The following is a 20,086-nucleotide window of genomic DNA, read 5'->3' on the forward strand; positions in this document are numbered from 1 at the left end:
GCTGGCACGCCCGAGCAGGCGCCCATATGGCCTCGATTGACGAAAGTGAGAAGGTTGAAGGTCAACATGGGATCGAGTTTCAACGGCTTGGGTTGCTTTGTCAACAGAGTGCCTGTCGCTCGACAGCGACAGGCCGATGGCGCATCGATGCTCAAAGCCCCAGGTCGTCGATCACCTGCTCGCCGAGCGCAAACCCGGTGGAGGCCCCTGTTCCGCCCGTCACCATGACGAGGCGAATGTGATCGTCGGGCCGGTCCACCAGCACGCGGCGTTCGCTCGACGACACATAGCAGCCGGTCCAGCGATTCGCCACCGTACGAGCCGGCAGATCGAACACGCGATCGAACTCGCCGAGGATCAACTCGTCGAAACGCGCCTGCGCGAACGGTGCCGGCGCGTCGCCGTACACGTGGCTGTCGCCCACGACGAGCGACCCATCGGCAGACTGCACCGCGATCAGGTGAATGCCCGCGGCGCGGTATTCGCTCTCTTCCTCGTCGAGCCTGCGAATCAGTGCTTGCGCCTCGGGCAGCGCCGCGAACCCCTCGTAGCGCGCGAGGCTCTGATCGGACATTACCGCCGCGCCAAACGCTGTCCGCGCATCGCCGGTTACGAGCCGCAACATCTGGAGCGTGCAGATGCGCAGACCGTATGGCGCAATGCGTTCGGGAAAGAGCGTGGAGAGATCGTCGCCGGGACAAACGACCACGGCATCCGCATGAATGGAACCGCGGCTCGTTTCGACGCGCTTGCCGTCCACCGCGAGCACAGCCGTATTCCAGTGAAACACGACGCCGTGCTGTTGCGCGAGCCACGCGGCAATCTTTGGCAGTGCTTCCGATGATTCGACGCGCAGTTCGTGCGGGCTGTAGAGAAGCTCACTGACCGCATCGAGCCGCAGAGCCGGCACGATGGCTGCCGCCTCGTCGCGCGAGATCAGTTTGCAGCCGGCCGCCATCTCCGTTTCCAGGAAGGCATGCAGCACGTCGGCCGCCTCTTTCCGCCGCGCGGGAATCACCGCGCCGCGATGCTGGACGGCTATGCCCGCCTCTTCGGCCACCTGCATCCACACGTCGCGGCTGCGCATCGCGCGCGCCCAGTGATCGCCGGCTTCCTGGCCCGTCACGGTAACAAAACCGAAATTGCGAATGGAGGCTCCGGTGGCCCGCGCACTCCGGTCGAGCACCGCGACGCGTTTGCCCTTGCGTACCGCCGCCAGCGCGACTGCCAGCCCAACAATGCCGCCGCCGACCACGGCGACGTCGAAATGACCGTTCATGCGAGCCTCCCCACCGGACGACCGGAAAAAGCAGGATGGGATGCGCCGCTGCGCGCAGGGCCGCGGAACGGGACACACAGGACCCGGCGGGAAATCGACATGAGCATGGTTGCGGGATGGGACGTGAAGAACGGGCGCGCGAATCTACCCGATTCAGAAGACATCCATGTGACAGACACGGCAACCCGTCGATGAGCCAGCGCCTGCTCCTCTGCGTAACACCGGTCGGGCCGCTGCCTCGGCAACGAAGATCGGGATGGACGAGACGATTACACGAGATTGCGCAATATTAATGTTATGTTATAACATACCTCTCCCAGCACCGACGGTTGCCAGTCGCCTCCCATGTTTGACGGCGGATGTTCGACCGGCGGCGGCAAGACGCTCTCTCAACCGATTACAAGAACATGAAACGCCACACTCTCATTTCAGGCGCTACGTTGCTGCTGTTTGCAGAGGCGTTCTCGCTCTCCGCCATGGCTGCGAGTTCCTCCCTGACGGGCACCGTCACCGACGCACAAGGCCACGCGCTCGACAACGCGACCATTTCGGTCCAGGACGCGGACGGCCACACGCTCGCGCAAACCCATACCGGCCACGACGGTAGCTTCGTTGTGCAAAATGTCCAGCCTGGCACCTATGCCGTCACGGTCGACGCGAATGGCTTCGGCACGCACACGAGCATCGCCACCGTCGACAAGAGCGTGCCGCCGCCCATGAAGGTGACGCTCGAAAAGGGCAGCACAATGGACGTGAGCGTTCAGGCGCAGCGGCTGAACGAAGCCCGCAACGGGTTGCAGCCCGACATCGGGGCAAGCGTCTACCGCTTCACGCAGGAGGACATCCAGAACCTGCCGCAAGGAGAAAATACACCACTCAATCAGGTGCTGCTGCAGGCGCCCGGCGTGGCCAACGACTCGTATGGCCAGTTGCACGTGCGCGGCGACCACGCCGACCTGCAGTACCGGATCAACGGCATCATCATCCCCGAGCCGATCAGCGGCTTCGGGCAGTCGCTCGACACGCGCATCATCGACCAGGTGAGCCTGATCACGGGCGCACTGCCGGCCCAGTACGGCTATCGCACCGCCGGGATCGTCGACATCACGACCAAAACCGGCGACCTGGGCAACGGCGGCTCGATCGACGTCTATGGCGGCAGTCACCAGACGCTGCAGACGAGCGCCGACGTTTACGGTTCCCAAGGGGCGCTCAGCTACTTCTTCACCGGTACGCTCGGCGTGAACAACCTCGGCATCGAAGCGCCGACCTCGGACCCGGATCCGCTGCACGATCACACGCGCCAGGGCAACGGTTTCGGCTACCTGTCGTACCTCATCAATCCGCTCACGCGCCTGAGCGTGATGTTCGGCACGGCGGCGAACCAGTTCGAACTGCCGGACACCCCGGGCCTGCCGACCAATTACGCGCTCGCCGGCCACACCACCTTCAATTCCGCGAGCCTGAACGAAACGCAGTCGGAGCTGAACAACTTCGGCGTGGTCGCGCTGCAGGGCACGAACGGCGGCGCGCTCGACTATCAGGTCGCCTTCTTCACGCGCTATACGCGAACGCAGTTCAACCCCGACGAAGTCGGCGACCTGATGTTCAACGGCGTGGCGTCGGACGACTTCCGCAGCAACCAGGCGGAAGGCGTGCAGGTCGATACGACCTGGCGGCTCAACGACGCGCACACGCTGCGCGCCGGCCTGATGGCGCAGCAGGAACACGCGGTGTTCAACGACAGCGTTGCCGTGTTCCCGGCGGACGCGAACGGCAACCAGACTTCCGATGTCCCCTTCACCATCAACGACTCGGGGTCGCAGACCGGCTATCTGTACAGCGCCTATGTGCAGGACGAATGGAAGCTCACGCCGAAGCTCACGCTGAACTACGGCGTGCGCTATGACGGCATGAACGAGTATGTGACCGCCCACCAGTTGAGCCCGCGCGTCGGCCTCGTGTACCAGCCGACCAACGCGACCACGCTGCATGCCGGCTACGCGCGCTACTTCACGCCGCCCGACTTCGAGCTCGTCTCCGCCTCCACGATCACGCGCTTCAACGGCACGACCAACCAGAGCGAGGTCACGACGGACAGCCCGGTCCAGCCCGAGCGCGACCACTACTTCGACGTGGGCATCTCGCAGCGCCTCACGCCCGCGCTCACCGTGGGCGTCGACGCCTACTACAAGATCGCCTCGAACCTGCTCGACCTCGGCCAGTTCGGCACGGCGCTGATCTATACACCGTTCAACTACGCACGCGGCCGCGTCTACGGCATCGAATTCACCGGCAACTACAAGGCGGGCAACATCAGCGGTTACCTGAACGTCGCGCTGAGCCGGGCCCAGGGCGAAGATGTCACGTCCGCGCAGTTCAACTTCGGCGCTGACGAGCTTGCCTATATTTCGAACCACTGGGTATATCTGGACCACGATCAGCGCGTGACGGTCTCGATGGGCGGCGCCTACGACTTCGGCCAAAACACCGTCACCGCCGATGCGATTGTCGGCAGCGGCCTGCGCAGCGGCTTCGCGAACACCGACAAGCTGCCCTGGTACGGCCAGCTCAACCTGGCGCTCATCCGCCACTTCAACGAGCCGATCGTCGGCAAGTTCGATGCGCGCGTCGTATTGATCAACGCCTTCAACAGCGTGTACGAACTGCGCGACGGTTCGGGCATCGGCGTGGAAGCGCCGCAGTACGGGCCGCAACGCGCGGTCTACGCGGGCATCACGAAGCTGTTTTGATAGTGATCCTCAAGGAATCCGGACATGAACGACTGGACCGCCCTCTCCGACTCCGCGCGCCTTGGCGGCTGGGCCATCTACCCGCTCACCGTATTGGCGATCGCGGCTCTCGCCATCACACTCGATCGCGCCTACGCGTTCTGGCGTTTCGGCCGCATGCCGCGCTGGGCCGACGACGCGTCCGCAGCGCCGGCAGGCGTGGACCGCACCAACCGCGTCGCCCAGCTCGTCTCCGCGCTGCCGCCCCGTCACGCGCTGGGCCGCATCGGCCGCCTGCTGACCGACGCGCAAGGGCCGCTCTGGCGCATCGAAACGCGCGTCGAAGCGGCCGCGGCACAGATCGAGCGAGACATGAGCCGCGGCCTGTGGCTGCTCGAAACCATCGTCACCGCGGCGCCGTTACTCGGGCTGCTCGGCACGATCGCCGGCATGATGCACTCGTTCAGGCTATTTGGCGGCAACGGTCTCGTGAATCCCTCGGGCGTCACGGGCGGCGTAGCCCAGGCGCTGATCGCCACGGCGATCGGCCTCGTCATCGCACTCGTTGCGCTGTTCGCGTTCAACTTCTTCTCGCGGCGCATCGACCAGCTCATGGACGAGATCGAGTCGTTCGCCAACGAAGCGCTCAGCGACCTGCGCCTCGCCACCGAACGCGCCGGACTGCCGTCATGAAGCTGCGCCGTTCGCGCCGCTCGAAGCGTGGCCGCATCGAGATCATTCCGATGATCGACGTGATGTTCTTTCTGCTGGCCACCTTCATGCTGGCTTCGCTCGCGATGCAGCGGCTCGACGCCGTACGTCTCGACCTTCCGCAAGGCCACGCCGAAGCGCTCACGCAGGACGAGCCGCTCACGCTCTCGGTCGACCGGTCCAACCAGGTCTTCGTCGACCGGCAGCCGGTACGGCTCGACGAAGTCGCGCCCGCCATTGCGCGCCGTTTGCATCCCGACGGCAACGTGATCGTCGCCGCCGACGATCACGCCTCGCACGGCATCGTGATAGAGGCCATGCTGGCCGCGCGCCAGGCGGGCGCCGTGCACTTCCTCGTCGCCGTGCATCGTGAGTAGCGGTGCCCGCAAGCTGTTCGCGCTGGCCGACCGCGACGCTGCGCGCCTTGCCGCGGCCGTCGTGCTTGCCGCAGCGCTGTGTCTCGCGCTGCTGGCTCATGTGGCGGGCTGGCTCAGCGTGCGCGAACGGGTCGCGCCGAGTCCGGCGATAGAGATGCGCCTCGTGGAAATCGCGCCGCCAGCGCCGGCTCCTGCACCAGTAGCGCGTCCTGCGGCAGAGCCGCCCGCGGCCGTAGTGGCGAAGCATATCCCTGTCCCTACACCAACCCCACCAACGCATGCGGCTGCACCGCACGGCAATCCGCCGCCCGTCATGACCGCGCGCGAAGCAACCCGTGCGGCCAACGCACCCGCTGCGCAAGAAACGCCCGCAACCCCCAGCACAACGCCAACAACCCCGGCGGCGCAAACTGCACCGGCCATAGCGGCCACCGCGGCTTCGTCGAACGCCACCGTATCCGGCAACGCGTCGCCGGGACCGGCCGGCAGCGCGCGGGCCCGCGTGCTGGCGCAGCCCATGCCGGTCCTGCCCGACGATCTGCGCGAGCAGGGCTATGCGCTCACGGCCGTCGCCCACTTCAGGATCCATCCGGACGGCAGCTTCGACGTCGAGCTCGCGAAGCCCACGCAAAATCCGCGGCTCAACCAGATCCTGCTCGAAACCCTGCACCGTTGGCGCTTCTTCCCGGCCATGGAGAACGGGCATCCGGTCGAGAGCGAACAAGACGTGCGGGTGCACTTCGTGGTGAGCTGAGCGGCGTAATGGCCTCCCTGGCGGCGATGTCTGCCAGCGGGCAAGCAGGTATCGCGTGCCGGGGAGTAATCGCTTACACTTTTGGTTCTCCTGACTCTCCCCGCGCGCCCTTCGGGCGACCCCGCCATGCCTCAGCCCACGCGCCGCCGTCTCATGATCGCCAGCGCCCTGGCGGCGGTCGCCGCCGCGTGTCCGGCGGCGCGCGGCGACGAGCGAACCTACAAGATCGGCCTCGTGCTCAAGGGGCTCGACGACCCCTACACGACCGCGATGATTACGGCGGCCAACGTCTTTCAGGCTCACTCGCCCTACCCGTTCACGCTGGTCGTGCGCGGGACCGCAGGACAAACCGATGTCGACCGGCAGATCGCGCTCGTCGGCGCGCTGGCCAAAGCAGCCGTGAACGCCATCGTGCTCGCGCCGACCGATTCGCGAGCCCTCGTGCCCGCGGCCAGCCAGTGTATCAGGCGCGGCATTCTCGTCGTGACGATCGACAACCCGCTGGATACGGATGCGCAACGCACCGCCGGCGTAATCGTGCCGTTCATCGGCCCCGACAACCGCCGCGGCGCGCGACTTGCCGGCAACTATCTCGCCCGCCTCCTGCATCCGGGCGACGAGGTCGCCATCATCGGCGGCGTCTCGACGGACGGCAATGCGCTGCAACGCAACGCGGGCTTTCGCGACGCCATGCAGAGCGCCTCCGCGCGAATCGTGGCGGTCGAACCGGGAGACTGGGAGTACGGCGCCGGGCGGCTTGCGGCGGCAGCGATCCTCGCGAAATACCCGCGCCTGCGCGCCCTGCTCTGCGGCAACGACAACATGGCGCGCGGCGCGGTCGACGCGATCCGTGCAGCCCATCTGAAAGGCCGCGTGCTGGTCGTCGGCTATAACGACAGCGCCGCGATCAAGCCGATGCTCGCCGACGGACGCGTCCTCGCCACCGTCAACCAGTTCGAGGAAAAGCAGGCCGTATACGGAATAGACGTGGTATTGCAGGCGCTCGAAGAACAGCATACGCAGGCAGACCTGCCGGAATTCTTCGAAACGCCAACCGCGCTCGTCACGCGCAACGGGAAATAGCGGTACAGCCTTCCTGCGCAGGCATCGCGAGCACCGGTCTCTCAGCCTGCGGGATTCTCCTCTTCCAGATGCGGTGCCGCGCCTCCGGCGGGCATGCCGATAATGCTGATCTGGAACGTCGATGTGGCCGCGAGCGATTCGAGGCTCGTGTCTTCAGGATACCGAAGCAGCAGCGGCAGGAACACCGACCCGCCGATCACGGCGCGGCGGCTGTTGTCCGCAGGGCGCAGCCCCCAGACGTCCTGGTAGACAAGCGGTACGGTATGGCCGTCGCGCTGCGTGTTGCCGACATAGAGCATGACGTGGCCGCCGATGTAGATGAGCGTGCGCATCGGCTTGCCGTGCCGGGCCAGGTAGTCGAGCCGCGCCGCGGGCGTGAGCGACGAGAGGTCCGTCATGTTGCCGGCGCTCATCTGCGTCGACGAATGGCGCGGCAGCCACACGCCGAAGGCCGCGAAGAGGCTTTGCAGTTCCGCCGAGCAGTCGTTGTCGAAGTTCGTGTTGCCCCAGCCGTACGGACGCCCGATCAGCGCCTTGATGAGCCACGCGAGATGGCGCGGTGTTGCGGCAAGCGGCGCCGGCGCGATCGCCGTATCCGCCAGCGCCGCCAGGCGCACGGCGGCACGGCCGTCCGTATCGCGCACCGGCACCGCGGCAATGCGCGTGCCGGCCGGGGGCGAGCCTTGCAGCGGCAGCAGCGTACCCGCGGGCGCGTCGAAGCGAAACACGCCACCCGTATCCCGCACGCCTGCGAGCGCTGCGATGACGACACCGGGCGTCTGCCGCGTCATGGCGCGCCAGCGTGCGACGAATGCATCGTCGACAACAGCGAGGCCGTCGCTCTTCACCCAGCCCTGCACGTCGGGCGTCTGTACGTAGGACCAACTGCCGTCCGCGCTCGTGCCGAGCACGTAGAGCGGTGTGCCGGGGCGCGTAGCGCTCACCTGCAGGTTGTCGAAGGGATAACCCTCGCCGGCCAGGTGACGGCTATAGAACGACGGATCGAGCGTCGGCAGCTCGCGCACGAGCAGCGCGCTCGTCGCAATGGCGCGCTTCGACGCATCGTATGCCGCCGCGCGCTCGAACTGCGCCAGATCGATCTGCTGCGCGATGGCGTCGATCCATGCCTTCGTATGCGGCCGGAAATTCATGCCGTAGCCGATGCGGCGTGGCGACTGGCCGGTGTTGTCGTAGGCATCGAGCCGGCGTGTCTGCAACGCGGCGATGTCGCTGCCTCCCTCGCTGTACACGCGATTCCGGATATAGGCCGGATTCCACGGCGAAGGATCGTCCGGGCCGTTGCCGAAGTAGCGGGCGTAAAGCGCGTCGAACTGGGCGCGCTGCTCGTCGGACGACAGGAACGGCGTGTCGTAACCGGGGCTCGACGGATCGATCCAGTGGTCGACGTTCTGGTCGTAGTTTTCCAGCGGGAAAAGCGTGATCGGATCGACGGGCGGGGTCGCCGACGCTTGCGGCGCGGCAGCGGGACCTCCGGCGCAGCCGGTCAGCGCGCTGAAAATGACCAGCGCCGCGGCGAGTGCCCAGATTCCCGCGTGCAAGGAGGAGATGCGGCGCGCGGCATTTCCGGAAGAACGATCAGAGGAACGAAAAACGGCGTGCATGAATGACAGGATGTATCGACGAGGTGCCTGACCGCTAGTTTAAGTGGGAGATCGTGTACGGTGTTTCAGGAGGCTCCGGTCGGCCGTTCCGATGGGGTAGTCAAAGTATCCGTGAAGTGATCTCATCCGATGCGCAAAGCGGGCTGACCGGATACTCGTTCTTGTAGTCCGCTCAACGAGCATTCGTGACGTTTGAACTGTCGCCTGCTATCGGTTCGCCGAACGCAACTGAACTCATTCCTGCGCCGATAACCAGAAGCAGCATCCCCACTGGCAACGCACGAGACACGTCTCCCCTCTTTGATATGGGATGGCCAGCGAGGGCTTCAGAAAACCATGCGTAGCCGCGGGCGAGCCGGCGAATTCACGGCACGATCCCCGCCACCACGCCGGGGTGGGCGCGCAGCACCGACCACGGCAGTATCCACGTATTCGTGCATGACTCGATCGCATGCGGCAGCGTGGGCGTAACGCTCATTCCTTTGGGCGTCAGCAACCAGACCGGGAACGTCCAGGTATCCGCTTCGGCGAGCGGACAGTCATCGTCGGTCTTTTTGAAGGTGGCGGGATCGAGCGCGGTCAATTGCTGCAACAACCACGGCGCGAGATAGTGCTGGCGATAGGCGTCGAGCGCATCGAAATCCGAGCCCGGGTCGCCACCCGGTTCAGCAGAGTGGAAGCGCATCGGCTTTCCCGCGCCCACCCACAACACGTCCTCCAGCGTCAGCGCACGACCGTCGCGAACGTCGAGCGTAAGCGGTGCGCTGTCGACGTCCGGATGCGCGCCACCACAAAAACTGTCGGTCGTGATGTCGAGGCTGATGACGCGATCGTTCATGAGGCTCGGCGTGACGGTTTGCTCGACGCTGCCACCGGAGCTGAGCTTGCCCCCCGACATGCAGTCGAAATAGCCGCTGACCTCCTGCCAGAGTCGCGCGCGCAGCACCCGGTTGATCGTCTCGCGCTGCGCGTCGGGATAGCCGTCCTCGACGACGGGAAAGGTGATATGGGACACGGGCTCGACCCGCCATTGCAGCGTGTGCCCCATGAACACGACGCGCTTGCCGTCCTGCAACTTCAAGCCGGCAAGGCGCAGGTATTCGTAGAGATCCTTGTGCTCGAGCATCACGAGATAATCGTCGGCGGGCGCGGTGCCCGGCAACGTGGCCGGCGTCAGCACGACGGGCAGGACCTTGCCGTTGCCGCTCGTCCATTGACCGCGCAGGCTGCCGTCCCCCTGACGGTCAAGATCGATCTGCGATTGGTGCGTGCCGTCCTGATTGTCGTCTTCCGTGAGCGACACGTGACCGTTTTTTTCCTCGCGGCCGCTTAGCGGCAGATCGAACCGAAACTTCGCATAGAAGTACTGTCCCTGCAGCGTGGGCGCGTCGCCATCGTGCGTGAGCTTCATGACGACCGGCTGCTTGCCGATGGTGCCGGTGTAGACGTGTGTCGGTGCCGCGCCGCCCTCCGCGCGCACCGACAGCGGCAGCATCAGGGCCAGCAGGGCGATGCCGACCGTCATCCTCAGGCGGGGGAAAAGCGCGCTGGCGAGAAGCATGGTAAGTGCAGTACTGCAAACCATCCATCAATGAACCGGCAGAACCAGGGTCTGGCCAACGAGTATCAAATTCGGATTCGGAATGTTGTTTCGCTTCTGGATTTCGCGAAACAACTGGCCATTGCCAAGCTGCTTTGCGGCAATCAGATTCAGCGTGTCCCCCGAACGCACGACGTAGGTATGCTCGCCGGCGGTCGCCGTGAGGGTCACGGCCTGATTGCTGATGAAATACTTGCGCAGCAGATCAAGATACGCCGGCGACTCCTTGACCTTCGCGATAGCTGCGTTCAGGTAAATCAGCAGGCTTTGATCCTGTGCCCGTACGCCGATCTTGTAGGCAATGTTCGAGCCATCGAGCTTCGTGACGGCAAACTTCAGATCCGTGCCCTTGATCGAGTCCACCGCGAACGGATAGTCGTAGATGAACGCATCCACCGCGCCGCTATCGATGCTCTTCTGGATAAAGGCCGAATCGGAATCGTCCTCTTCCACGAAGGTTGCATTCGGGTACTGGCTCGTCACGAAGGCGCGCACGTCCGGATCGCCCTTGAGAATCCCCACGCGCTTGCCAGCGAGATCGGCCGTGGTGCGGATGGGAGACCCCGTTCGCACGATCAGTGCATAGCCGAAATCATCCACGTAGGGAATCGAGTAGACGACGCCGGACGGCGTGTTGTCCGGGAACGTGAGCCCATCCATCGCAATGTCGACGACCGGGTTGCCGCCCGAATCCGTCGCGAGCAGTTGCTTCGGTACGCCCGCGTAGGTGTCGACCTCGTGATGCATGTCGACCGTCATCGGCCTGCCGCCCTTGTTGAAGGACGGATCGGCGAACAGGAGCTTCGTGAACTCGACGTTGAAGCCGTGCGGCGGGGCGCCGTTCTCGTCGCTGTAGAACGGAGCACTCGGATTTTCGACCGACACCCGCACGACGCCGTTGTCCAGCATCGCCTTGAGCGTGTCCGCATCGGGCTTGCGATCGCTCGCAACCGCCGGAGTTGGAGTCTGAGCCGGCGCCACCGCATCGACGCCGGTGGAGCCGCTCGCGGCCGAAGCGGCAGCCGTTTGCGGGTTGCCGCCCAGTTTCGAAAAACCGCCCTGCTGCCAGACCCAGGCAGCGGCAATGATCAGAACGAATACGACTGCGCCGAGAAGCTTTCCGATGTTATTCAATTTTTTCCTCTCTATTTCGCCGGACACCGGCTCACTGCTGTTGACGCGGCGACGACGGCAGGCCGACTCGCGGGTCCGCTGCGATGGCGGCCTGCTGCGCCTGCTTGACCTCGGGGTTGTCGAGCAGCGCCGTTTCCATCTGGCTGAAAGCCATATTCACCGATTTCATGACGGAGTCGATCGACGCATCGGTCTTGATCTGCTCGAACGTGTCTCCCGATTGCTGCCCCGCCACCTTGTTCATGCGCTGCGCGGCTTGCGACATGTCCCACATCGCCTTCGCGCGATCGATCGCATGCGCGAAATTTTCGAGTTCCGCGTTCACCTGCTTGTATCGGTCCTCGCGGAAATGCAGCAGTTGCTGCATGGTCTGGAGTTGGGAACGGAAGCGAGGCGCGTCGTCCGGATATTGCTTCTCGAACAGCGAAACCTTATCCTGGAAGTTCTTGACCTCCGTGCGGAACTCCGTGATCCGATCGGCAAAATCGGCGGCGGCGCGGCGCTTGTCCGCCAGTTGATTGAGCAGCGTTTCGATGGGGTTGGACTGGGCTTCGGCAACGATCAGCTTGACCTTCGCATTGCGCAGCTTCATTTCGACGACGGGGCCGAGGTAGATGGCGGAGAGGCCGACCACGCCCGCCACGATCAGGGCCACCAGCCCCTTCAGCAACAACAGCGCCGCCGGGGCCGCCACCGCCACGCCGGCCGCGATGACGAGCCACTTCGCAATCTTCGCTTTTCGAATAGTTTCGGGACTTACGCTGGGAGTAACGGTATTCTGGAAGGTCATCTGTTACCTCGTCCGTGTGGATTCTGCACTTCGCCCCTCTCGTACGGGAGCGATTATCGGCGAAACATGCGAAGCCCGGTGTCTCTTAAAATCGGACCAGGCCGAATCAGGCGAATGCTCATTCTGTCAGCCCGTTTTACGATTTTATTTATGCCAATCCGGGCATGCCCGAAAACCCGCCAAGGATATCATGCCGAGGCGTCGGGTAAACTGGTCCGCCGGCGTGACAGGCGACGATCGCCACGACTACAGCAGCTTCGGCGCGGCCGGCTACATCCGGGAAGTGATTGCCGACGAGCCGGTCCGGATCGGGCGGCAGTGTTATGTCGGCAGGCTTCGCGAGGCAAACGAAGCGGAATCCGCGCAAATGTAATACACGACAGACATAATCGCAAAGACAACGAAACCGCTCACCTCGTGCGTCGCATTACCCCCTGGAATAAGCACATTAGCGCAATCGCTTTGCCCTTCGAATTATTAAAAATGGTTAGTATCGGTCATTCCATGCTGGATCGGATCGCCACCGGCCTCCTGGGATCATGCGCACCGAAAGTCGAGAGAGACAACGGCGCATAACCGCGTTTCTCCGGATCCCCCTTAAATCACCCGCAAAAAATGCATCCCGCCCCTTTCCCTTCCACCGCGAGCCGGATTCCCCCCGCGAGCCTGTCTTTCGACGACGGCCCCGGCCCCTCGACGCCGGCCTTGCTGGACGTATTGCATACCGCCTCGTGCCGGGCAACGTTCTTTCTGCTCGGCAAGAATCTGGAACGGGCGATGGAGATGGCCGCGAGGATGGTGCGCGAGGGCCACGTGCTCGGCAATCACACCTACTCGCACGCACGGCCGGGCGCGTTGTCGGGCGAGGAACTGATCGACGAAATCGAGGCGACGGACGCGTTGATCCGCAACGCCTGCCGGCTCGCCGGTTTCCCGGAGCCGGATACCATTCCCCTGCGCCTTCCGTATGGACTGGGCGCTTACGATAACCGCGAGCGCGTCCTCGCGCGCCTCGGGCGCCGCCATACGGGGTGGACTGCCCTGTTCGACGACTGGCGCCGACCCGCCCCGTCGCCGCAGGCGCTGTTCGAGGCCATGCGCAAGCATGTGGCCGCCGGGGCCGCGCAAGGACAACCCGTGCTGCTGTGCCTGCACGACAGTTCGCGTCATGCCGAAGCGCACCCGGCGACGGTCGACGCGGTGCAGCGGCTGCTGAACGATCCGGACTGCCGCGTCGGTCTGCTAGCGGCCGGACGAAACGCCCGCCCGTAGCTGGCGCAGGCACGCAAGGAATCCCATCCCCGGGCCTGGCGTCCACAGGCCGCGCTGCGCGGCTTCGAGATGAATCAGCGTCTGCTCGGCGCAGAACAGGTCCCTCAACGCGTCGCGGTTCGCGCTCATCCATCGGGGCACGTCGCCCGTTCCCGGCGCGGCGTACGCGGACAGCCCCGCGTCCCACAGCCGGACATCGAAAGCAAAATGATCTTCGACGGTCGTGTCGCGCGAAAGCGCGAACAGCGCAAAGGCCGCTTCGAGTTCATGCGAGCCCTGCCCGACGTCGTCGAAATCCAGCACGCCGCTCACCGTCCGGCCGACGAACAGCAGGTTGCCGGCGTGGTAGTCGCCGTGCAGCCATCGCGCGGACCCGGTCATCCACGCACGGGCCGCCGCGAGCTGTTCGCCGATACGCCGCAGCAGCGGTTCGTAGCACTCGCGCAAACCTGCGGACAACGGCGGAGCCGGGCGGGCAGCAACCCGCGCGTAGCGCTGCTCGATCCAGGCGAGCGGGCCGGATGCACTGGCGGGTATCGTCGCCAGCACCGCCAGCGCCGCGTGCAGGCACGCGAGCGTGCGCATGGCGTCGACGGCGCCCGACTCCGCGTCGCGAGGCAGGCCGGGGCTGCCGTCGATGTGCTCGAACAGATGCAGCCAGCGCCCTTCAGGAGTATTAACGAATGGCTGCGCGGCCAGGGTCGGCCGCAGTCGCGGCAGCGCGGGAAGGTTCGGCGTGGCGCCGAGGCCATCCAGCACCCAGGCCTCGCGCCAAACTTGCGCGGTGGATTTGCCGGGCCACGATACGCGCAGCACCGCGCGGCGCGCAGCGTCCTCGACGAGGTACGTTTTGTTAGTATGGCCCGACGACAACGCCTCGATTCGCGTCGGCCGGATGCCCCAGTGCTCGTGAAGCAGAGGTTCGAGCGTTTCCACGTTACTCCTGTTCATTGCATCGATCATGTCCGAGCGCATCGCAGCCCGCATGCGGGATGTCAATATCGAATGGCTGACCCGCGCGGCCGAATTCGATCACCTGTTTCAAACGCGCTGGCTGGGCGAGCGGTTCTTCCATCTGCCGGGCGACATGCTCGCGATCCAGGAACTGGTCTGGCGGGTGCGTCCCGAATGTATCGTGCAGACGGGCGTCGCGGCAGGCGGCGGCGCCGTGTTCTGTGCGTCGATGCTGGAACTGGCGGGCGGCGAAGGCCGCGTCGTCGCCATCGAACCGCGTCTGCGCGACGAGGTCCGGCAGCGTCTGCAAGCGCACCGCCTCGGCCACCGCATGACGCTGATCGAAGGCGACTCGTGCTCGGACACGACCCTCGCCGCAGTCCGGGAGCGAATCCGCGGCCGCGCTCCCGTGATGGTGATCCTCGACCTCACGCATACCCACGACCACGTCCTGCGCGAGCTGGAATGCTATGCCGGTCTGGCGACGCCGGGCAGCTACGTGATCGTCATGGACACCATCATGGAATACCTGCCCGCGCGGATGTTCGAGGGCAAGCCCTATGGAAGGGGCAACAACCCCGCGACCGCCGTGCAGGCTTTCCTCGCTCACGACGACCGTTTCGAGGTCGACGGCGACATCGAGGACCGCGTGCTCATGACGCTCTCGCCGGGCGGCTTCCTGAAGCGAGCTCGCTGATCCGGCGCGCGGCCTGCGCGGACCCGTCGCGCGCGTAGCTCGTGCGAATCCGCGCGACGCGCTCGCGCAGCGGCCCCGGCCGCAGCAATCCCTCCACCGCATCGGCAATCTCCCGCACGGACGCGCGCTGCAGATCCAGGCAATAGCCCGCGCCGGCCCGCTCGACGAAGTGGGCGGAATGAAACTGGTCGTTGCAGAACGGCGACAGCAGCATCGGCACGCCGCATGCCAGCGCCTCCATCACCGAGTTCGCTCCGCCGTGGCTGATGAACGCGTGCGTGCGGCGCAGCAGCGCCAGTTGCGGCGCGTAGCGCACCGCGACGACACGCTCGTCCGTCGCCGGCAGCAGGTCCGTATCGACCAGTTCGCCCACCGAGAGCACCAGTTGCGCGGACGTGGCGCGCGTGGCCTCGATGACCTTGGCGAACAGATCCGGATGGTAGTAAAGCTGACTGCCGAGCGACATGTAAACGAGCGGACGGTCCGCGTCGATACGCTCCCACGGGAACGGCGTCTCGTCGCCGCGAGGGCCTGCCGGCAGCGCGGGACCGACCAGCTCGACGCCCGGCGGCGGCGGGCCGACGAGATCCTCGGTGGCGAAAGCGAGCGTCAGATGCGGAGACAGGATGTCACAGCCGCGAAAGCGCGCCTCGAGTCCGTAGCGCGCGAACAGCCGGTCGCGTTCGGGCGCCAGCCACCGCACGGTGCGCAGCAGTTCCGAGTCGAGATCGTCCGGCAACACCGGATTCAGCGAGTTCGACATCGCGACCCACGGCAGTTGCTCCAGTTCCGCCGCGATGGCCGATGCGTAGAGCAGCGGATCGATCACCACTACGGCGGGTTGCCAGTCGCGCAGCACGGCGCGAATGCCGTCCACCTGCGCGGGCGTCTCGTCGATCAGCAGCGTGCGGATCCAGCGCCGCAGCCACGCGGCATCGCGAATGTTCGAGGCAAAGGCCGCGCCGCGCGACAGATCGTGGCGTTCGGGCGTGCCCCGCGGCCCGACGAATGCGAAAGCGCCGGCTACGTCGAGCTGCGCGCTGATGTCGGCGGGCGCGTAGAAAGCGATCTCGAAGCCCGCGGCCCGCAGGTGCTGCGCGGCGCCGATGCAGGGGTTGACGTGTCCCTTCTCGGGCACCACGCAGAACAGGATACGTTTCATGGTCGGGTCATGCCGGGCAAGGTGTTGCGCCCAGGTAGTCGAGGATCAGCGTCAGGGTCGTCCACAGCACGCGCTCGGTGTCGGCTTGCAGTGCGGGAGCGGGAAGGTTCAGCGCGCCGGCCAGCGCGCGGATGCGGTCGGGGTCCAGCAGCGGGCCGAGGTCCATCGCCGGAGCCAGCCGGCCGCGCTTGGGGCCGTGCACGAGCCGGTCGGGCAGGTTCAGGCGGGCGCCCAGGTCCCGCAGGCACTGCTTGTCGGGGTCCGGCGCGATCTGCGTCAGGTGCGCGACGACGGCCGCGTCGACGAACGGCGGATGGAGACGCACCGAAGCGGCGTCGAACAACGCATGGCACAGCGGCAGGTAGTTGGCCGACTGGTCGCGGCGTAGCACCTGATCCGCGCCATCCCCCGAGATCGCCAGCTCGATGCCGTCCCCGGCCATCGCTTCGGCAAGCAGCAGCTTGGCGACCGGGTGCAGGTTGAACATCGGTTCCTCGACCGCATGCGTGGTCCTCGGCAGCGCGGCCACGAAGTCGGCTTCGCACGCGCGTACGACTTTCACGCGAGCCTGCATCCGGTTCGCCAGTTCGAGTGCGGCGTCCTCCTCGCAGTAATCGGGCATTCCGGTTGCGAGGATGTACGAGGTCACGTGCTGCTGCGCCCCGAGCTCGCGCAACAGCGCAAGCAGGAGTGCGGAATCCAGTCCGCCGCTCAGCGCGAGCGCGACGCGCTTGCCGCTGTCGAGTGCGCGTTGCAGCGCATCGCGCAGCGCGGTCTCCAGATCGCTGCCCGCAAGCGGATCGCGCGCGGGCCGGACCTCCAGGCCCTGCGGCGAGCGGAACAACGCATGGCCGGGAGGCACGGCCCGGACCTCCCGCAACACCGTGCGGCCAACAAGACGCTCACCGCTCAGGTAGCCGGCGATAGCCTGCGCATCGGCCTCGCCCGCGGCCTGGCCGGCGGCCCTCAGCACGGACAGGATGCTGGTTGCCCACGCGCCGCTGCGCGGGTGATAGTGCAGACGCTCGAAGCCGAAGAGATCTCGTGTGCCTACGATCATGGATAGCGTGCCTTCAAGGTATCGACTTCGATGCGCCTCATGATCCGGTGCGGCGCCTGCGGCGCGCTGCCGCCGTGACAATGCAGGCAAGCCTCGAGCGGCGTTTCCCGCTGCAGGTAGGCGAGCAGCGCGTCGAGCATGCCGCCGTCGTCGCGCAGCGGCAGTCCGTCGGAATGGAAATTCCCGTCGCCGCCGTACAAGGTATGAAAGTGCGCCGGACGCGTGCAAGTGTAGAACATGCCGTCGCGGATCATGTGGCATCGCTCGCGAATCCAGCAGTCCTGATAGATCCGCCGCGCCTCGTCGAGGTCGGTACAGGGCTGCGCGCGGTTCATGACCGTGAACGTGTCCTGCGCCTTCCAGTTCACGCGCACCGAGAAGCGCGCCGCCTGCGTGTCGACGTAGGCGATCAGGTCGGGCGCGAGGCGCGGCTTCGGGTAGAGCGAAATCGTCAGCGCGTCGACGGCTTGCCAGAACGCGTCCGGCATTTCGCCGAGCTTCAGTCCGTTCGTCGTGACGGAGATGATGGGAGCGATGCCGGTGTCGCGCACGCACCCGATGATGTCGACGAGTTCGGGATGCAGCAGGGGCTCCCCGCCCACCAGCTTGAAGATACGCGGTTCCAGGACCTTGACGGCCTTGCTCAGATCGGCGGCCAGCGCATCGGGACTGGCGTGCCACGCGGGCAGCAACGGCGACAGCGAACAGCATTCGGCGCACGTCAGATTGCAGTGGTCGACGATATGCGCCTCCAGCGAACGGGTCTGCACGCGTCCGGCATGGACGCGGTAGCTGCGCTCCATCGGCGGCGGGAACACATGCCGCCGCTCGCCGGCCGGCGCGGCGTTCGAGGGAACGTCCAGGTTCGGATCACGATTCACAGGCACCTCGGCCAGCCGCTTCCATGCAGCGGGAAAAAAAGTCGATCATGCGCCGACGCGCCCCGACCATCGTCGACGCCATCTTCGCCGCCCCATGCAGATGCGACGCAAAGCGCTGCGGGTCGTCCAGCCAGCCCTGCACGACCCAGAGCTTGAGCGCGTGCTGCAGGCAGGCCGCATCGACCGCCCATGCGATGTGTCCGGCTCGAAGCGGCCGGACCCGCAGATACGCGAGCACGAAAACCTCGGCGAGGCCCGGCGCTTCCAGCGGCAGATGATTGAGACAACGAACGAGTTCGAACTCCCGCGGCGCGCCGATCGCCGCCTCCCAATCCAGGATGAGCGGCGGCAGCCTGCCGTCGAACAGGTAGTTGAACTGGTTGTAGTCGTTGTGGATCGGCCGCTGCGGATCGTCGGAGGGAAACGCTTCGACGCTGCCGGGATAGTATTCGTCGATCAGGCGCAGGCAGGCATCGACATAGGCGCGCAGGCACGACGTGTCGCTTGCCGACGGCGCGCGGCCGGGCGCTTCGATCAGACTGCGGCGCACGCGGTCCGCGTCCACGAGGGCGAGCCGCGCCCGGAGCGTGTCGAAGGCCGGTATGCGGAGCCCGTCCAGGCTCAGATGCAAAGCCGCGAGGCTCGCGCCGAGCGCGTCCCATTCGGCCGGAGCAAAGGTGTCGTAGGTCCTGCATCGTCCGGCTTCCCAGCGGGTCGCCATCGCGCAGACACCGTCGCCCGTCCACAGAAGTTCGCCGGCGGCCGTCCGCCGCAACGCCTGGACGCGAAAGCGCGCATCGCCGTGCGCTTGCAGATGCGCGAGCACGGCGGCTTCCTTGTTCGCCCGCTCATGCTGTTCGCTCGTGTAGAGCTTGACGGCCATGCCGCCGCAATCGGTCGGCAGGTGCCATACGCGCTCGCTGACCTGGCGCGGCGGCCCGTTTTGCGTGAGTGCGTAGGCGTCGCGGATCGCGGCAAGGGTGCCGTCCCGGTGGTCCATTCAGATATGCTCGGCAGGCCCGTGGCGATAGGGATGTCCGCTCACGAACGTGTTGTGGCCCACGTAGCGCAGCTTGTACATCGCCGGACGGAACAGGACGGAAGGGTCATTGTTCGCGATGCCGAGAAGCGGATACAGATCCCGTCTCACGAAGAATGCGTTGTTGCCCATGTCGTCGCAGCACACCAGTTCGTAACCCTTGCTCTGGCCGAGACGATGAAGCGACGCCAAGCTGGCGCCGTAATAGGTCGAACCGTCCCATTCGTGATCCGGATTGAAACACATGACCCAGCGCTCGGGCGGCGTGTAGTACGGGTTGTATTCGATGACCACGATCCGGGGCTGGAAGGCTTGCAGGCCGCGCCAGACCCAGTAGTCGTTCCCGTCGATATCGATGGAAAGCAAATCGGGCTCTTGCGGAACGCCGGCGGTGGCGAGCAGTTGGTCCACCGTATCGGGCTGCACGCGCTCGTGGCGCAGGCGCACGCATTGCGCGCCGCCGTAGTTCGCCTCGAGCTTTTCGTAGCGGTAGCGGCTGGCCTCGACCAGCAGGCCCTGCCAGCCGCGCTCGCGCAGCAGCAGCGCGGTATTGCTGTTGCGCAGGCCATCGCTCGCGCCGATGTCGACACAGAAGCGGTGGGCGGGCGCGATGCGCTCCATCACGCGCGACAGGATGCCTTCTTCGCTTCCCTGCGCGTACAGGCTTTGTGCGAGGCCGGACAGGTCGATCGGTGAGGGGGTGTCCTGCATGGCCGTTTGCGATTCAGGTCGAAGGGACGCCGGAGGAGCGTCATCGGACGGTAATTTACCTGAAATCCTGCCAATGCACGCATCACTGTCGCGCGCTCGCCAGCATCGCGTGCAGCCGCGCGTTGGCGCCGGCCTCGGCCCATTCGGGCGTGATCGCTTCGGCCTCGTTGTGGCTCGGCCCCTCCACGCACGGCACGAAGATCATTCTTCGCTATCCCGACCAACCTT

At 65.7% G+C, this 20,086-nt stretch carries 19 protein-coding genes and 1 pseudogene; 8 read left to right on the plus strand and 12 right to left on the minus strand.

Annotated features, from left to right (window positions below; translation table 11 throughout):
• Positions 1-151: 151 nt before the first annotated feature.
• Complete coding sequence (locus tag WJ542_RS21685) at positions 152-1,279, minus strand: TIGR03364 family FAD-dependent oxidoreductase (RefSeq protein WP_411191541.1); 1,128 nt, start codon at positions 1,277-1,279, stop codon at positions 152-154.
• Positions 1,280-1,686: 407 nt separating this feature from the next.
• Here WJ542_RS21685 and WJ542_RS21690 point away from each other — a divergent pair, with 407 nt between their 5' ends.
• The 5 genes from WJ542_RS21690 (at position 1,687) to WJ542_RS21710 (ending at position 6,936) form a co-directional block, all read left to right on the plus strand.
• A complete protein-coding gene (locus tag WJ542_RS21690; protein WP_411191543.1) occupies positions 1,687-4,032 on the plus strand; it encodes a TonB-dependent receptor in 2,346 nt (781 codons plus the stop codon).
• Between the two features lie 24 nt (positions 4,033-4,056).
• Positions 4,057-4,704, plus strand: coding sequence for a MotA/TolQ/ExbB proton channel family protein (locus WJ542_RS21695; RefSeq protein WP_411191544.1), 648 nt, complete (start codon positions 4,057-4,059; stop codon positions 4,702-4,704).
• Positions 4,701-5,099, plus strand: coding sequence for an ExbD/TolR family protein (locus tag WJ542_RS21700; RefSeq protein ID WP_411191545.1), 399 nt, complete (start codon positions 4,701-4,703; stop codon positions 5,097-5,099). The genes WJ542_RS21695 and WJ542_RS21700 overlap by 4 nt, the downstream gene beginning before the upstream one ends.
• A complete protein-coding gene (locus WJ542_RS21705) occupies positions 5,092-5,853 on the plus strand; it encodes an energy transducer TonB (RefSeq protein ID WP_411191546.1) in 762 nt (253 codons plus the stop codon). Before WJ542_RS21700 ends, WJ542_RS21705 begins: the two co-directional genes overlap by 8 nt.
• A gap of 126 nt (positions 5,854-5,979) precedes the next feature.
• A complete protein-coding gene (locus tag WJ542_RS21710; RefSeq protein ID WP_411191547.1) occupies positions 5,980-6,936 on the plus strand; it encodes a substrate-binding domain-containing protein in 957 nt (318 codons plus the stop codon).
• 41 nt (positions 6,937-6,977) lie between these two features.
• On the opposite strand, the gene WJ542_RS21715 is transcribed toward WJ542_RS21710, so the two are convergent.
• The 4 genes from WJ542_RS21715 to WJ542_RS21730 all read right to left on the minus strand — a co-directional run bounded on the left by WJ542_RS21715 (position 6,978) and on the right by WJ542_RS21730 (position 12,082).
• The gene (locus WJ542_RS21715; RefSeq protein ID WP_411191549.1) at positions 6,978-8,495 is read right to left on the minus strand and encodes an SH3 domain-containing protein; all 1,518 of its coding nucleotides are present in this window, start codon (positions 8,493-8,495) and stop codon (positions 6,978-6,980) included.
• Between the two features lie 427 nt (positions 8,496-8,922).
• The gene (locus tag WJ542_RS21720) at positions 8,923-10,119 is read right to left on the minus strand and encodes a hypothetical protein (protein ID WP_411191551.1); all 1,197 of its coding nucleotides are present in this window, start codon (positions 10,117-10,119) and stop codon (positions 8,923-8,925) included.
• A gap of 27 nt (positions 10,120-10,146) precedes the next feature.
• Positions 10,147-11,292, minus strand: a complete 1,146-nt coding sequence (locus WJ542_RS21725; RefSeq protein ID WP_411191552.1) for a transporter substrate-binding and LysM peptidoglycan-binding domain-containing protein — start codon at positions 11,290-11,292, stop codon at positions 10,147-10,149.
• Positions 11,293-11,323: 31 nt separating this feature from the next.
• Positions 11,324-12,082 (minus strand): hypothetical protein, encoded by a 759-nt coding sequence (locus tag WJ542_RS21730; protein ID WP_411191554.1) that lies wholly within the window; start codon positions 12,080-12,082, stop codon positions 11,324-11,326.
• Positions 12,083-12,272: 190 nt separating this feature from the next.
• Between WJ542_RS21730 and WJ542_RS21735 the strand changes: the two genes are divergently transcribed.
• Positions 12,273-12,455 (plus strand): hypothetical protein, encoded by a 183-nt coding sequence (locus WJ542_RS21735; RefSeq protein WP_411191555.1) that lies wholly within the window; start codon positions 12,273-12,275, stop codon positions 12,453-12,455.
• Between the two features lie 242 nt (positions 12,456-12,697).
• A complete protein-coding gene (locus WJ542_RS21740) occupies positions 12,698-13,354 on the plus strand; it encodes a polysaccharide deacetylase family protein (RefSeq protein WP_411191556.1) in 657 nt (218 codons plus the stop codon).
• On the opposite strand, the gene WJ542_RS21745 is transcribed toward WJ542_RS21740, so the two are convergent.
• Positions 13,325-14,305, minus strand: a complete 981-nt coding sequence (locus tag WJ542_RS21745; protein ID WP_411191557.1) for a phosphotransferase enzyme family protein — start codon at positions 14,303-14,305, stop codon at positions 13,325-13,327. The two genes, WJ542_RS21740 and WJ542_RS21745, sit on opposite strands and share 30 nt — an antisense overlap.
• A 10-nt stretch (positions 14,306-14,315) precedes the next feature.
• On the opposite strand from WJ542_RS21745, the gene WJ542_RS21750 reads away from it, so the two are divergent.
• On the plus strand, positions 14,316-15,005 hold the full coding sequence (locus WJ542_RS21750; RefSeq protein ID WP_411191559.1) for a cephalosporin hydroxylase family protein: 690 nt from the start codon (positions 14,316-14,318) through the stop codon (positions 15,003-15,005).
• Here the strand turns inward: WJ542_RS21750 and WJ542_RS21755 are convergent.
• From WJ542_RS21755 to WJ542_RS21780, 6 genes and pseudogenes are all read right to left on the minus strand, one after another.
• Positions 14,962-16,167: a glycosyltransferase gene (locus tag WJ542_RS21755; RefSeq protein ID WP_411191560.1), complete on the minus strand. Its 1,206-nt coding sequence runs from the start codon at positions 16,165-16,167 to the stop codon at positions 14,962-14,964. The two genes, WJ542_RS21750 and WJ542_RS21755, sit on opposite strands and share 44 nt — an antisense overlap.
• A 7-nt stretch (positions 16,168-16,174) precedes the next feature.
• Positions 16,175-17,227 carry an asparagine synthase-related protein gene (locus tag WJ542_RS21760; RefSeq protein WP_411191562.1) on the minus strand — a complete coding sequence of 351 codons (1,053 nt, stop codon included), beginning with the start codon at positions 17,225-17,227 and terminating at the stop codon, positions 16,175-16,177.
• Entirely contained in the window at positions 17,224-18,108 is an 885-nt protein-coding gene (locus WJ542_RS21765) for a radical SAM protein (RefSeq protein ID WP_411191563.1), read from the minus strand. The genes WJ542_RS21760 and WJ542_RS21765 overlap by 4 nt, the downstream gene beginning before the upstream one ends.
• Positions 18,098-19,108 carry a phosphotransferase enzyme family protein gene (locus WJ542_RS21770; RefSeq protein WP_411191565.1) on the minus strand — a complete coding sequence of 337 codons (1,011 nt, stop codon included), beginning with the start codon at positions 19,106-19,108 and terminating at the stop codon, positions 18,098-18,100. The genes WJ542_RS21765 and WJ542_RS21770 overlap by 11 nt, the downstream gene beginning before the upstream one ends.
• Positions 19,109-19,858, minus strand: a complete 750-nt coding sequence (locus tag WJ542_RS21775; protein WP_411191567.1) for an FkbM family methyltransferase — start codon at positions 19,856-19,858, stop codon at positions 19,109-19,111.
• An 82-nt stretch (positions 19,859-19,940) separates the two neighbouring features.
• A pseudogene (locus WJ542_RS21780) lies at positions 19,941-20,063 on the minus strand (hypothetical protein); the annotation flags it as partial.
• Positions 20,064-20,086: the final 23 nt, after the last annotated feature.

The sequence above is a fragment of the Paraburkholderia yinzeri genome (assembly GCF_046581065.1).
Taxonomy (GTDB): Bacteria; Pseudomonadota; Gammaproteobacteria; order Burkholderiales; family Burkholderiaceae; genus Paraburkholderia.

Bases quoted from the DNA above. Each gene is read 5' to 3' on its own strand.
- WJ542_RS21735 (WP_411191555.1), top strand. From the start codon at position 12,273: ATGCCGAGGCGTCGGGTAAACTGGTCCGCCGGCGTGACAGGCGACGAT.
- WJ542_RS21710 (WP_411191547.1), top strand. From the start codon at position 5,980: ATGCCTCAGCCCACGCGCCGCCGTCTCATGATCGCCAGCGCCCTGGCG.
- WJ542_RS21750 (WP_411191559.1), top strand. From the start codon at position 14,316: ATGTCCGAGCGCATCGCAGCCCGCATGCGGGATGTCAATATCGAATGG.
- WJ542_RS21770 (WP_411191565.1), bottom strand. From the start codon at position 19,108: ATGGACCACCGGGACGGCACCCTTGCCGCGATCCGCGACGCCTACGCA.
- WJ542_RS21740 (WP_411191556.1), top strand. From the start codon at position 12,698: ATGCATCCCGCCCCTTTCCCTTCCACCGCGAGCCGGATTCCCCCCGCG.
- WJ542_RS21745 (WP_411191557.1), bottom strand. From the start codon at position 14,305: ATGAACAGGAGTAACGTGGAAACGCTCGAACCTCTGCTTCACGAGCAC.
- WJ542_RS21690 (WP_411191543.1), top strand. From the start codon at position 1,687: ATGAAACGCCACACTCTCATTTCAGGCGCTACGTTGCTGCTGTTTGCA.
- WJ542_RS21720 (WP_411191551.1), bottom strand. From the start codon at position 10,119: ATGCTTCTCGCCAGCGCGCTTTTCCCCCGCCTGAGGATGACGGTCGGC.
- WJ542_RS21755 (WP_411191560.1), bottom strand. From the start codon at position 16,167: ATGAAACGTATCCTGTTCTGCGTGGTGCCCGAGAAGGGACACGTCAAC.
- WJ542_RS21760 (WP_411191562.1), bottom strand. From the start codon at position 17,227: ATGATCGTAGGCACACGAGATCTCTTCGGCTTCGAGCGTCTGCACTAT.
- WJ542_RS21775 (WP_411191567.1), bottom strand. From the start codon at position 19,858: ATGCAGGACACCCCCTCACCGATCGACCTGTCCGGCCTCGCACAAAGC.
- WJ542_RS21695 (WP_411191544.1), top strand. From the start codon at position 4,057: ATGAACGACTGGACCGCCCTCTCCGACTCCGCGCGCCTTGGCGGCTGG.
- WJ542_RS21700 (WP_411191545.1), top strand. From the start codon at position 4,701: ATGAAGCTGCGCCGTTCGCGCCGCTCGAAGCGTGGCCGCATCGAGATC.
- WJ542_RS21730 (WP_411191554.1), bottom strand. From the start codon at position 12,082: ATGACCTTCCAGAATACCGTTACTCCCAGCGTAAGTCCCGAAACTATT.
- WJ542_RS21685 (WP_411191541.1), bottom strand. From the start codon at position 1,279: ATGAACGGTCATTTCGACGTCGCCGTGGTCGGCGGCGGCATTGTTGGG.